The sequence below is a fragment of the Pseudomonas sp. NPDC087803 genome (assembly GCF_044742995.1).
In the GTDB taxonomy this organism is placed as follows: Bacteria; Pseudomonadota; Gammaproteobacteria; order Pseudomonadales; family Pseudomonadaceae; genus Aquipseudomonas.
In genome coordinates, this window is the sequence record NZ_JBIUVO010000012.1 from 33,888 (window position 1) to 46,875 (window position 12,988).

Genomic DNA, 12,988 nt, shown 5'->3' on the forward strand with positions numbered 1-12,988 from the left:
AGACCGAGACCGAACAGCACGGAGAAGAAGATGATCGGCAGCATTTCGCCGCGGGCCATGGCCGCGAAGATGTTCGACGGGATCAGGTTGAGGATGGTCTCGATGAACGCGTGTTCATGCTGCACTTCGGCGGCGGTCGCCTGGTACTTGGAGATATCCACCGTGCCCAGGGTGCTCATGTCGATGCCGGCGCCCGGGTGGAACAGGTTGGCCAGTAGCAGGCCGACGATGATCGCGATGGTGGTGACGATTTCGAAGTAGATGATGGTCTTCAGACCGATACGCCCAAGCTTCTTGGCGTCGCCCACGCCGGCGATGCCGACGATCAGCGAGGAGATGACGATCGGGATCACGATCATCTTGATCAGACGGATAAAGATATCGCCTGCCGGTTGCAGGACGTTGCTGATCCACCAGGCCTTCTCGGCACTGAAGTGGTTGAGCAACGCACCAATTGCAATCCCTAGTACCAGACCGATGAGGATCTGCCAGGCGAGGCTGAGTTTTGCCTTCTTCATTATCTTTACCCTTACTTGCGTTTGACTCAGGCACATGCAGGAACTGGAACGCTCTTTCAGCGGAAAAGTCTGTGCATCTGCCTCCGTATAAGGTGCCCCGAAGCGCGTGTTTACGGCTCTTCGGCAGGCGAAAAAAGGCGCAACTATTCCGATGCAAGGTTGCGCCGTCTAATGCCGTAAACGCCTACCCTATGCCGAATCGGCATGAGCTTTTTTAAATGAAACTGGCGTCCCAACCGGTTCGATTACGACATTTCAGCCGGCATAAGTGCCGTGAACCGGCCATTACAGCCGAGGTTGGTTATTTTTTGAACGAGTGAATCCGGCGAAAAATTTAAGAAAAAGCCTACATTTGCAGACTAGAAGTCCCACTGTTTAAAGGGGCTCTTTCTCGATATACGGTCGCGAGGAAACACCGCGAAATGGTTTCGCGCGCAGTGTCAGCGATAAAAAGGATGAGCAGAACGCTCTGGATCAATGTTTTGCGTGTTTGAAAAGCTCAGCGCAAGTCCGTCGAACCGCTGTGGGTCGGCGAACCTGCGTCGCAGCTTTTACCCTGACCCGGCCCTCGCGCAGGCACTCCCTGTACCCGTAGGTCACTCCGACCCTGTAACAGTCAGAACGTCCCGGCCCCCTGGTCATGCGCCAGCCTTCCTCGGGTCGGCGCAATAAAGGGCAGCGGGGCGCTGCCCTCATGTTCGAATCAGTACCAGTTCGGATCTTTCTTCAGGGTTTCCATCAGCAGATTCTGCATGCCCTGATTCGGTTTGCCGAGGAAGCGGTAGGTGGCATGTCGCGTCGGCGACTTGTCGGCCGGCAGTCCTTCGGGCACATCGACGAGCATGGCGTACGCATCTTTCTTGTCGAAGCTGAAAGCCACGATCAAGCGATGGTTGAGGCACTTGTCTGCGGATTCGCAGAGCGGGCCGACCAGATACTTGTCGCCATCTTCAGTCACGGCATTCATCTGCTGGTCTGGCGTACCGGACAGGTTCATCACCCATTCCGGCAGGCGTTCTTCATGCTTCACCACGCCTTGCCAGGTTTCCCTGTACTGCGGGTCGGAGCCAAGCAGCTCGTTGACCCGCGCCTGGCCATCATTGGCCGCCATCGCCATGGCACTACCGCCCAGAAGCAGGGCGGCTGCCAGTGTCTTTAAAGCAATCATCGTTAACCTCGGCCGCGACGGCCAAAGAAGAAGGAAGCGATGAACATCACCAGGAACACGACAAAGAGAATCTTGGCGATACCCGTGGCGGTGCCCGCGATACCACCGAAGCCCAGTACGGCGGCGATGATGGCAATGATCAAGAATGTAATTGCCCAGCTCAACATGGTGATTCTCCTTACTTCTCTATTTAGGGATGTTGCGTGTTCCGGCGCGATGCGCCCGAATTCTTCGGTTCGTCAGAAAACCCAGCGCTCTTCACGTGGCAGTTGATCCAGCGGCTGTGGCTGATCGACATCCATCATGCGCATCGAGGCGCTTTCGGCCTGACTGCTGCTGACAGCGCTGAAGTGCGTCTGCGTGCTGTGCTGCATCGAGATCAGTGGCTCAGGCTTGCGGCTGTTTTCCCAGCTCAGGTATTGCTGGCAGGCAATCAGGGTGATCAACAGTGCAAGCACGCCAAACAGGCCTTGCTGGATATGCAGCGGCGAGATACGCACTTGGGCGGCACGTTGGCGAGTCATCCTGGGTTCCTCACTCTTATTCGGTTGGGGCAGGGGAATCTGCCCGGGCTGAATGAGGTATTGCAGGCTGCATGCCAGTTTTTTATTTGAAAAATATTGAATAAAATCAATAACTTATAAGTGATGAAAATTCAGCGATAGACGCATCCTGCACGATGGGTCGTCTACGGTCGTGCGGAATGCACGATTATTTCGTAGGAGATTTCATTCTTATGGAATTGAGAGCACGTCCCGGATGTCAGAAAAGTACGCAGGGAACCTCCTGCAAATCGGTGATTGTTTAAAAATTCAACAAAATCAATGGATTGGCCGTTAAGGCAGGAGAGAGCTACCCTCCTATGGCTCGCATCGTTCAGAATCAACCATGCAACTTGCCCGATTTTTCCGGGACTAACCCAAGATCAATCACTATGGAGCGTAGGAAAAATGGAATCTGCCACTGAGCATCAAGGCCGCATTCTGCTGGTGGACGACGAGTCCGCCATCCTGCGAACCTTTCGTTACTGCCTCGAAGACGAAGGTTATACGGTGGCCACCGCGAACAGCGCGGCACAGGCCGAGGCACTGTTGCAACGCCAGGTGTTTGACCTGTGCTTCCTTGATTTGCGTCTCGGTGAAGACAATGGTCTCGATGTACTGGCGCAGATGCGCGTTCAGGCGCCATGGATGCGGGTGGTGATCGTCACCGCGCACTCGGCTGTTGATACCGCCGTGGATGCGATCCAGGCCGGCGCCGCCGACTATTTGGTCAAACCATGCAGCCCCGACCAGTTGCGTCTGGCCACCGCCAAGCAACTGGAAGTGCGCCAGCTCTCGGCGCGTCTGGAAGCGCTCGAAGGCGAGATCCGCAAACCCAAGGATGGCCTCGACTCCCACAGCCCGGCGATGAAAGTGGTGCTGGAAACTGCGCGTCAGGTTGCCGGTACCGACGCCAACATTCTGATCCTCGGCGAATCCGGTACGGGTAAAGGTGAACTGGCCCGGGCCATTCACGGCTGGAGCAAGCGCGAGAAGAAATCCTGCGTCACCATCAACTGCCCGTCGTTGACCGCCGAGTTGATGGAGAGTGAGCTGTTCGGCCACAGTCGCGGTGCGTTTACCGGTGCCAGTGAGAGCACCTTGGGTCGGGTCAATCAGGCGGACGGCGGAACGCTGTTTCTCGACGAGATCGGCGATTTTCCGCTGACGTTGCAACCCAAGTTGCTGCGGTTCATTCAAGACAAGGAATACGAGCGGGTAGGGGATCCAGTGACCCGCCGCGCCGATGTGCGGATTCTCGCCGCGACCAACCTCAATCTTGAAGACATGGTGCGCGACGGGCGCTTTCGTGAAGACCTGTTATATCGCCTCAACGTAATCACCCTGCATTTGCCGCCACTGCGCGAACGGGCCGAAGACATCCTGACCCTGGCCGACCGCTTCCTCGCACGCTTCGTCAAAGAGTACGCGCGCCCGGCCCGGGGCTTCAGTGACGAGGCGCGGGAAGCGCTGCTGGGTTATCGCTGGCCGGGCAACATCCGTGAGCTGCGCAACGTGGTAGAGCGGGCGAGCATCATCTGCCCGCAGGAGCGCGTGGAAATCAGCCACCTCGGCATGGCCGAGCAACCGGCAAACAACGCACCGCGAGTCGGCGCGGCGCTGAGCCTCGATGAGCTGGAAAAAGCCCACATCGGCGCAGTGCTGGCGACGGCAGGTACCCTTGATCAGGCGGCGAAAACCCTGGGCATCGACGCGTCGACCCTGTATCGCAAGCGCAAGCAGTACAACCTGTGAGCGCCCGACGATGAAACTGGCGATGAAGTTGCGCACTCGCTTGTTCCTGAGTATTTCTGCGCTGATCACGGTCGCCTTGCTCGGGCTGTTGCTCGGGCTGGTCAGCGTGATGCAGATGGCCGGTACTCAGGAGGCAACGATTCGCAGCAACTTCGTGACCCTGGACCTGGGGCTCAAATTGCGCCAGACCCTCGGCGACCAACTGGTGCTGATGCTGGCTGAAAAACCCGATCCCGTCGCGTTCGAAGCGTCGAAGCAGCATTACCTGCAATTGCTCGATGAAGGCATTTCGCAGGAGGCAGAGGGCGACGGCCGACAGTACGGATTTTCCCAGGCCAAGGCTGACTACCTGAGTTTTCTCCAGGCGTTCGAGCTGTCGCGTGATCCTGGCAACGTGCTCAGTGGCAACAGCGACCTCAGAGAACGCTTCAACACCTTGCGCAACGGTTTGATTACCGAGCACAAGCACGCGCTGGACAACATCAACGCGGTGCAGCACGACGCCCGGGACCGGGCGCTGCTGGTCTCCGGCCTGCTCGGGTTGGTGGGGCTGGCGGTGTTGATCATCGGTTTTGTCACGGCCCATGCGATTGCCCGGCGCTTTGGCGCGCCGATCGAGGCGCTGGCGCAAGCGGCGGACAACATCGGCCAAGGCAATTTCGAAGTGACGCTGCCGATTTCCTCGGCGATGGAAATGAACCAGTTGACCAAGCGCTTCGGGCTCATGGCGGAGGCGCTGCGCGAGCATCAGGCGACCAACGTCGATGAGCTGCTGGCCGGTCAGCAGCGCTTGCAGGCGGTGCTCGACAGCATCGACGACGGCTTGCTGATGATCGACCGCGAAGGGCATCTGGAGCACCTTAATCCGGTGGCCCAGCGCCAGTTGGGCTGGGACAGTGACCGCCTCGGTCAGGGCTTGGGCACCGCGCTTGAGCGCCCGGAGCTCGACGCGCAACTGCAACTGGTGCTGCGCGGCGGCACCCTTGAGCGCGCTCCGGAGGATCTGAGCATCGAGGTCGATGGCGAATCCCGCTTGCTGACCTACAGCCTGACCCCGGTCAGTCACACCCAAGGACATATTCTTGGCGCAGTGATGGTGCTGCACGACGTCACCGAGCAGCGCGCCTTCGAGCGGGTACGCAGCGAATTCGTGCTGCGCGCCTCCCATGAACTGCGTACGCCGGTCACCGGCATGCACATGGCGTTCGGCCTGTTTCGCGAGCGCGCGAAATTTCCTCCGGAGTCGCGCGAGGCGGACCTGCTCGACACGGTCAACGAAGAGATGCAGCGCTTGATGCAGTTGATCAACGACTTGCTCAACTTCTCGCGTTATCAGAACGGCTTGCAGAAACTCACCCTGGCGCCATGCTCCATCGAAGATCTGCTCGAGCAGGCGCAGTCGCGCTTCGCCGATTCGGCGGCGGCCAAGGGCATTGCCTTGAACGTCGAAGTGCAGGGGCCGTTGCCGCGCTTGCAGGCCGATCAGGCGCAGCTTGAGCGGGTGCTCGACAACCTGATCGACAACGCCTTGCGCCATACCGCCCGCGACGGCCAGATCCGCTTGCAGGCGCGCCGGCATGGCGAACGGGTGATCATCAGTGTCGAAGACAACGGCGAAGGCATTGCCTACGGTCAGCAGGGGCGGATTTTCGAACCGTTCGTGCAGGTCGGGCGCAAGAAGGGCGGCGCCGGCCTTGGCCTGGCACTGTGCAAGGAAATTGTGCAGTTGCATGGCGGGCGGATGGGCGTTTATTCGCGACCGGGGCAGGGCACGCAGTTCTACATGGCGCTGTCGGTCTAGGCTTCGTCGTCGAGGCGGCGCGCGGCGAGGCGCCGTCCACGGGTGATCAGTTCGATGAACTGCACCGCACTCAGTGCCTGGGCGAACAGCCAGCCTTGGCCGAACTTGACTCCCTCACTGCTGAGAAACACCGCCTGGGCTTCGTGTTCGATGCCTTCGGCAATCACTTTCAGATCCAGCGCCTGTGCCATGTGAATGATGTGCGGAGCAACGCCGCTGCTGGCTGCGTCGTGGCCGAGCGCGTCGATGAAGGCCTTGTCGATCTTCAGGCAATCCACCGGCAACGTCTGCAGATAGGCGAGGCTGCAATAGCCGGTGCCGAAGTCGTCGATCAGCACCTGATGGCCGACATCGCGCAACGCTTGCAGGTTCTCCCGCGCCACCACCACGTCGATCAGCCCGCGCTCAGTGACCTCAAAGGCAATCTGCCGCGCCGCGACCCGGTGCAGGGTCAACAGTTTGGCCATGACCTGGCCGATGCGCGGCACCATTACGTCGCACGCGGCGAGATTGACCGAAATGTACAACTGCGGATTGGCGCGCAGCACCGGCCCCAGTTGTTCCAGCAGCCGTTGCAGGACGAAATCGGTCATCTGCCGAATCTGCCCGGTGTTTTCCGCCAGCGGAATGAACAGCTCGGGACTGGTCAGCGTGCCGTCCGGGCGGCGCCAGCGCAGCAAGGCTTCGGCGCCTACGCAATTGCGGCTGTCGAGGTCGAAGATCGGTTGATACAGCACCTGCAGTTCGCCACGGCGGATCGCGCCCTGAAGTTCGGCGTCCAGCGACTGGCGCTGGCGCACCAGCAGAAATACCAGGAACCCGGAAAACGCCCCCAGCAACAGGCAGACCGGGATCATCCACCACCAGACGGTGGGCATGTGCATGCCGGTGCGTGGAGTGATCAGCACCAACTGATATTCCGGATTTTTGGTTGGCATGCGGTAGATCAGCCGCGACTGGGTAACTTGCAGGGCCTCGCGGCTCTTCGGTGGCCAGGCTTCGCTCGGTGGCCAGGTCTGGGCTGTGCCGAGTACGGGAATCGCCCGCCTGCCGTGATCCAGCACCACCAGCAGGCTGCTGTCCGGTGGCAGATCAACCATGTCAGTCAAATGCCCGCGGGATGTCGCCACGCGGAAATTGCCGCGCCCGAGCATCAGCGCCGCGCGGTTTTCATCCGGTTCGGTGGTGGTGTTGAGCCAGTAGCTGTAAGTCGGGCCTTTGATGTCCGGCGCGCGGACCACCGACAGGCCCTCCTGCCGGGGGCGGTTGGAGCAGATCCGCGAACCGTCCATGTAGGCTGCTTCATAAACGAAGCGATAGTTGAAAGTGACCTGTTGCAGCGTGGCGATCATTTCCTCATCGCAGCTGCGCAACGGCTGCGCCTGGAGGTCGTCGAGACTTTCGCGCAACTGCCCGAACAGTTGCTCGAGCCGGGCCAGAAAACGTTCGCCCTGGGCGTTCATCTCCTGACTCTCGTTCTGTTCGACCTGGCGCATGGCGATGAACATACCGCCGGCGATCAGCAGGCTGGCACTGAGGACGGCCGCGATCATCGCCAAAAACCACGGGCGATAAAACCAGCTACGCAGCGTCGCTCGGGTAGCAACCATCATGGAATATCCGAAGAATTACCAATGAGTTATAGCTGCTGATTGCGATTTCGCCCTGACCGTCGGGCGGGCGTCATTATTTTGTCTGATTGAGTACCAGCAACAACGCGGCTGTTTGCGCGTCCGGCATACCATCGAAACGCGAAGGTCGGAAGTGCATTTGGAACGCCGCCAGTACATGGCGGGTTGCTACATCCAGCTCGCCGGTCTGCGGGGTGTCGTAACCGACACGCGCCAGTTGTTCCTGGAACCAGCTGATGCTCGGCAGTTCGGCGCTGAACTGCACCTGCTGCCGCGCTACCGCTTGTTCATTGGGCCATACGCCCAGGCCTTCGGCAGCCAGACGTTTCCACGGGAACAGTGGGCCGGGGTCTAGTTTGCGCAGGGGGGCGATGTCGCTGTGACCGATGATATGGCGCGGGCTGATGCCCTGACGCTGGCTGATGTCCTTGAGCAGCACGATCAGCGACTGGATCTGAGCTTCGCTGTACGGAAACCACAGGCGCCCGGTCGGCGTGTCCTTGAAGCCCGGATTGACGATTTCGATACCGATCGAACTGGAATTGAGCCAGGTGCGGCCCTGCCATTGGCTTTCCCCGGCGTGCCAGGCGCGCTGGTTTTCATCCATCAGTTTGTAGATGGTGCCGCTCTTGTCGTCGCCGATCAGGTAGTGGCTGCTGACTTCGCCGTGGGTCAGCAGTTGCAGCGAGCGCGCGAGTGATGCAGAGGTGTAATGCACGATCACGAACTGCACGCGGCTGTCGTGATTGGCCGAAGGATGGCTGGTGTCGTAACGCGGGGCGCTGGCACAACCGGCCAGAACGAGCAGCGACGCGAGGAGGGCAAAAAATTTCATGGCAGAAGACAGTACACGCAAGACAGTAATGCAACAGTGTAACGTACTGCCTTGCGTATCGACGGCCGATGGGCTGATTTAAACAAAATGGAACAATTGCTCAGCCCAGCTCGACCCGGTTGCGCCCGCCGTTTTTCGCGCGGTACAGCGCCTGATCGGCTCTTTTGAGCACCAGATCGCTGTGTTCTCCCGGCTTGAACGAAGCCAGGCCCATGGAAATGGTGATTGTCACCCGTTCACCCTTGAAGTGAAACGGGCAGGCTTCGATCGCCGCGCGCAGGCTTTCGAGCAGCTTGGCGCCGACGGCCGGCGTGGTCGCCGGCAGCAGCAGAACGAATTCTTCGCCACCAAAGCGGGCAATGAAATCTGCACCGCGCAGGCGTTTGCGCAGCACCGTGGCAATGATTTTAAGCACCTTGTCGCCGGCCAGATGGCCGTAGTTGTCGTTGATGCGCTTGAAATGATCGAGGTCGAGCATCGCCAGGCTCAAGGTGTTGCCGTGTTGCTGCCATTGCTTGATCTCGTGTTCCAGCCGTTCGCTCCAGGCCGCGCGGTTGGGCAGGCCGGTCAGCGGGTCGATCAGGGCTTTCTGCCGCTGTTCTTCCAGGTGTTCGCGGAAGCCCAGGGCTTCCTGCTCCATGTGCGCCACGCGCTCGGCCAGCCCTTTCAGACGTGCCGCCACTTCCTGCTCGCGGGCATCGCGCTGTTTCTGGTGCTGGTCCATGGTGCCGAGCAGGCCTTCGAGATGGTTCTCCAGCACCTGCTTGAGGTCATCCAGATCAGCCGCTTCCTGCATGCTGGTCTGCAAGCCGTCGACTTGCTCGCGAATCTGCGTGTCCATCGCCCGCGCCGCCGAGCTGTTGTCGGCGTGGCCTTCACTGGCGGCCTGCAAGTTGCTCTGGAACGCTTCGAGGCGTTCGTTGAGTTGTTGCAGATAGGCTTCGAATTCGTGCTGGCCGCTGTCGGTGATGGCCAGCATCAACGTCGCAAGATCGTCGAGAATCGGTAGCAATTCGTACCAGTTCAGGCCATTTTTCAAGCGGTCGCGCATCGCCTCGGCCTGCGGGCGATGGCGCTCAGGCAGGGTCAGGTCGTCGAGCAGCCCGATCAGCGTGTCTTCAATGTGCTTGGCCACCGAGCTGTAGGACGGCTCCGGCGAGTCGGGCAGGGCGTACAGAATATCCTGCTCGGGTTGTTCGGGATCAATAGCGGCCAACGCCTGGGCGATCGGCTCGGGCACGGGCAGGCTGTCGAGGAGCAGCGCTGCCGGGATGTCTCCGGGGTGGATTAGCTCGTCGGGGTTGATCGCGGCAGTCAGGGCGGGTGGCGCCAGCGCAGCGGCCAGAGGTTCACCGTGTGGCTTGGGTTCCGCCAGCGGTTCGGGCGTGTTCTCGACAGCAATGACCGGCGGCACAAACGAAACCACGGGCGATTCGGCCTGGGGTTGCGTTGCCGGTGCCTGTTGAAGATTGGCCTCTGCGGGTTGCGCGAGGGGCGCGGCGCTGACTGCTGCTGTCGGAGTCGATTCGACTGCTGGCGTCTGCACGGGCTCGAGATCGGGCACAGGTTCAGCATTGGCTGGTGGCGACGCTGGTGCAGGCGCAGGCGCTTGAGGCTGATTCGGCGCCGTCGTTGCAGCTGGCGTTACCGGCGTGTCTTCGGCGTCGCGATTGCCAAACAGGCGCTGCAGAAAGCCCGGGCGGTCCGGTTCGGGCGGCGTTTCCAACTGGCTCAAGGCCTTGCCCTGCAAGCCGCTGAGTTCACTCAGCAGCAGCGGCATTTCCCGCGCCTGGCCGACCCGACTGTCGAGTTGCTTGGCGAATTTCTTCAGCGGTTGGGCGACCTCTCGCGGCAGCGGCAAGGCTTGCAGCTGGGTGACCAGCGCGGTCAGCGCGGTGCTGACCTGATCGATCCGGGTTTCGCGGCGCTGCTCGGAATCGAGCACGGCTTTTTCCAGGCGCGGCAGCAGGGCGGCGAGGCCGGCGTCCATGTCGTCGGTGCGCACCACGTCGCGCATCTCTTTCATGCACTGATCAACCACCTTGTCGGTGCCTTCGGCCGCCAGCGTGCTGCGCACCAGACCACGGCGCAGCAAGTCGAGCCGGGCGGCCCAGCGACGTTCGAGCTTGTCCTGTTGTTCGATGCTTTTAAGGTACTTCTCTTTCCAGCGCTGGGCGTCGTCGCTCATTCAGGGGTTCCGCGAGGGGCAGGACTCAACGCGGGCAATGCATCGGCCGTGAGCGAACCCGGCAGACGAATCTCTACCGCGACCGGCAGGTGATCGGAAATGGGTTGGGCCAGCACTTCGACCTTTTCCAGGGTCAGGGTCGGGCTGAGCAAAATATGATCAAGGCAACGCTGCGGCCGCCAGCTGGGAAACGTCGCTTGCATCTGCGGGGCCAGCAGGCCGAGATCGCGTAACGGTGAGTGTTGTAGCAGATCACTGGCATGGGTGTTCATGTCGCCCATCAGTACCTGGTGCTTGTAGCCACTGATCAGGTCGCGAATGTAGGCCAGTTGCAGGCTGCGCACCCGGGCGCCGAGGGCCAGGTGCATCATCACCACCACCAGCGCTTCCGGGCCTTCGCCGAAGCGCAGCAGGATCGCGCCGCGACCTTTCGGCCCGGGCAGCGGATGATCTTCGATCGCCCACGGCTTCAGGCGACTGAGCACGCCATTGCTGTGCTGGGCCAGTCGGCCGAGGTTGCGATTGAGTTGTTGATACCAGTAGGGGAAGGCGCCGAGGTGGGCCAGGTGTTCGACCTGATTGACGTAGCCCGAGCGCAGGCTGCCGCCATCGGCTTCCTGCAGGGCGACCAGATCGAAGTCGCCAAGCAGGTCGCCGATCTTTTGCAGATTGCCTGAGCGCCCGGTGTGCGGCAGCAGGTGCTGCCAGCTACGGGTCAGGTAGTGCCGATAGCGCTCGGTGCTGATGCCGACCTGGATATTGAAGCTGAGCAAGCGCAGACGATGGTCTGCGGGCAGGCCCGTGGATTCCAGGTGATGCTCGTTGACCTGCGGATCATGCAGGCCAACGATGCGTTCGGTGCCCCAGCGGCGCATGGCGGTGACCGCGCTTAGTTGGCAGCTGCCTTGTTGGCCGCTCGCTCTTTGGCAATCAGCTGGTCAGCCAGTTGCAGCGCCTCTTTCTCGCCACCGGCGGAGCCGACGTCAAAGCGGTATTTGCCGTTGACGATCATGGTTGGAACGCCAGTGATTTCATACTTCTTGGCCAGCTCACGTGCCTTGACGATCTGCCCTTTGATGGCGAACGAGTTGAAGGTGGCCAGGAACTTGTCCTTGTCGACGCCTTGGGTGGCAAGGAAGTCAGCCATGTCTTCGGGCTTGGTCAGGGGTTTGCGGTCTTTCTGGATGGCATTGAATACCGCAGCGTGAACCTTGTGCTCGACGCCCATCGCTTCCAGGGTCAGGAACATCTGGCCGTGAGCGTCCCAAGGGCCGCCGAACATCGCCGGGATACGCACGAAGTTGACGTCGGACGGCAGTTTTTCAACCCAGGGATTGATCACAGGCTCGAAGGAGTAGCAGTGCGGGCAGCCGTACCAGAACAACTCGACCACTTCGATCTTGCCAGGCTCTGCCACCGGCACCGGGTTGGCCAGTTCGACGTAAGGGGCGGCGGGTGCTTCGGCAGCCTGGGCGGTCATGCCGAACAGGCTGGCAGCGACGAGAGCGGCGCTGATGATCAGATTACGCATGCTTTACTCCTGGACAATTTTGGTCGCCTCGCGCGACCTGTTTTCAGACAGATCCTGGCGGGCATGAGTTCTGTAGTGTAACGGCAGCGGCCACAAAAAAGGGCGGCCAAAGCCACCCTTTTTATACTTGCTGCGACGGATTAATCGAGCGTTAACATTGCACGAGATGTCCATCAGCATTAACGCTCGATTCAGGGCTGTCAGTGCAGGCCCTGGATGTAGCTGGCGACCGCGGCGATGTCTTCGTCGCTCAGGCGCTTGGCGATCGTTTGCATGGTCATGGTGTCGCCGTCGTTGTTGCGGCCGCCTTCTTCCTTGCGGAAATCGGTCAGTTGCTTGGCAATGTATTGAGCGTGTTGGCCACCCAGATGCGGGAAGCCGGCGGCGGCGTTGCCGGCGCCATTCGGCGAGTGGCATCCGGTGCAGGCTGGCAGGCCCTTGGCCAGATTACCGCCGCGGAACAAAGCTTCACCGCGAGCGACGATCTTTGGATCGGCGGCGCCGACGCTGCCTTTCTGGCTGGCGAAGTAAGCGGCGATGTCGGCCAGGTCCTGATCGCTCAGGTTGGTCAGCAGGCCGGTCATTTCCAGAACCTGGCGCTTGCCCGACTTGATGTCGTGCAGTTGCTTGGTCAGATAGCGTTCACCCTGACCTGCCAGTTTCGGGAAGTTTGGCGCCATGCTGTTCCCGTCCGGGCCATGGCAGGCTCCGCATACGGCAGCTTTCGCCTGGCCGGCGGCGGCATCACCGGCAGCATGGGCGAAGCCTGAAATTCCCACGGTCAACAGCAGACTCACGATCAATTTGTTCATCAGCTAATCCAACTACGGCTAAGGGTTAAGTTATGGACCGGGTTTACTCTCGCTCATCCAAAGGATGATGGCCTGGTAATCCTCGGCACTGCAGTCCATGCACAAACCACGCGGCGGCATCGCCTTGAAACCCTGGGTCACGTGTTGCATGGACTGCAGTGCAGAGTATTACCAGGCCATCATCCTTTGGATGAGCGAGAGTAAACC

At 60.5% G+C, this 12,988-nt stretch carries 12 protein-coding genes and 1 pseudogene; 2 read left to right on the forward strand and 11 right to left on the reverse strand.

Annotation, left to right across the window (positions count from 1 at the left end):
- From ACIOUG_RS10100 to ACIOUG_RS10115, 4 genes are all read right to left on the reverse strand, one after another.
- Positions 1-518: cation:dicarboxylate symporter family transporter (locus tag ACIOUG_RS10100; RefSeq protein ID WP_401064888.1), on the reverse strand; the 518-nt coding region annotated here is incomplete at its 3' end.
- Between the two features lie 703 nt (positions 519-1,221).
- Positions 1,222-1,686, reverse strand: coding sequence for an inhibitor of vertebrate lysozyme family protein (locus ACIOUG_RS10105; RefSeq protein ID WP_401064890.1), 465 nt, complete (start codon positions 1,684-1,686; stop codon positions 1,222-1,224).
- A gap of 2 nt (positions 1,687-1,688) precedes the next feature.
- Entirely contained in the window at positions 1,689-1,853 is a 165-nt protein-coding gene (locus ACIOUG_RS10110) for a DUF1328 domain-containing protein (protein ID WP_003177151.1), read from the reverse strand.
- 72 nt (positions 1,854-1,925) lie between these two features.
- Positions 1,926-2,210 carry a hypothetical protein gene (locus tag ACIOUG_RS10115; RefSeq protein ID WP_258677587.1) on the reverse strand — a complete coding sequence of 95 codons (285 nt, stop codon included), beginning with the start codon at positions 2,208-2,210 and terminating at the stop codon, positions 1,926-1,928.
- Between the two features lie 426 nt (positions 2,211-2,636).
- On the opposite strand from ACIOUG_RS10115, the gene algB reads away from it, so the two are divergent.
- Together algB and ACIOUG_RS10125 are read left to right on the forward strand one after the other, a co-directional pair.
- Positions 2,637-3,983: a sigma-54-dependent response regulator transcription factor AlgB gene (gene algB / locus ACIOUG_RS10120; RefSeq protein ID WP_003220286.1), complete on the forward strand. Its 1,347-nt coding sequence runs from the start codon at positions 2,637-2,639 to the stop codon at positions 3,981-3,983.
- 10 nt (positions 3,984-3,993) lie between these two features.
- On the forward strand, positions 3,994-5,784 hold the full coding sequence (locus ACIOUG_RS10125) for a KinB sensor domain-containing domain (protein WP_401064894.1): 1,791 nt from the start codon (positions 3,994-3,996) through the stop codon (positions 5,782-5,784).
- On the opposite strand, the gene ACIOUG_RS10130 is transcribed toward ACIOUG_RS10125, so the two are convergent.
- The 7 genes and pseudogenes from ACIOUG_RS10130 to ACIOUG_RS10160 all read right to left on the reverse strand — a co-directional run.
- Complete coding sequence (locus tag ACIOUG_RS10130) at positions 5,781-7,394, reverse strand: EAL domain-containing protein (RefSeq protein ID WP_401065021.1); 1,614 nt, start codon at positions 7,392-7,394, stop codon at positions 5,781-5,783. The genes ACIOUG_RS10125 and ACIOUG_RS10130 overlap by 4 nt on opposite strands.
- Positions 7,395-7,470: 76 nt before the next feature.
- Positions 7,471-8,250: an N-acetylmuramoyl-L-alanine amidase gene (locus ACIOUG_RS10135; protein WP_401064897.1), complete on the reverse strand. Its 780-nt coding sequence runs from the start codon at positions 8,248-8,250 to the stop codon at positions 7,471-7,473.
- Positions 8,251-8,350: 100 nt separating this feature from the next.
- Complete coding sequence (locus ACIOUG_RS10140) at positions 8,351-10,438, reverse strand: diguanylate cyclase (RefSeq protein WP_401064898.1); 2,088 nt, start codon at positions 10,436-10,438, stop codon at positions 8,351-8,353.
- Positions 10,435-11,313, reverse strand: a complete 879-nt coding sequence (locus ACIOUG_RS10145) for an endonuclease/exonuclease/phosphatase family protein (RefSeq protein ID WP_401064901.1) — start codon at positions 11,311-11,313, stop codon at positions 10,435-10,437. Before ACIOUG_RS10145 ends, ACIOUG_RS10140 begins: the two co-directional genes overlap by 4 nt.
- Before the next feature lie 14 nt (positions 11,314-11,327).
- Positions 11,328-11,969: a thiol:disulfide interchange protein DsbA/DsbL gene (locus ACIOUG_RS10150; RefSeq protein WP_401064902.1), complete on the reverse strand. Its 642-nt coding sequence runs from the start codon at positions 11,967-11,969 to the stop codon at positions 11,328-11,330.
- Positions 11,970-12,169: 200 nt separating this feature from the next.
- Positions 12,170-12,781 (reverse strand): cytochrome c, encoded by a 612-nt coding sequence (locus ACIOUG_RS10155; RefSeq protein ID WP_139055015.1) that lies wholly within the window; start codon positions 12,779-12,781, stop codon positions 12,170-12,172.
- Positions 12,782-12,811: 30 nt separating this feature from the next.
- A pseudogene (locus ACIOUG_RS10160) lies at positions 12,812-12,931 on the reverse strand (cytochrome c5 family protein); the annotation flags it as partial.
- Positions 12,932-12,988: the final 57 nt, after the last annotated feature.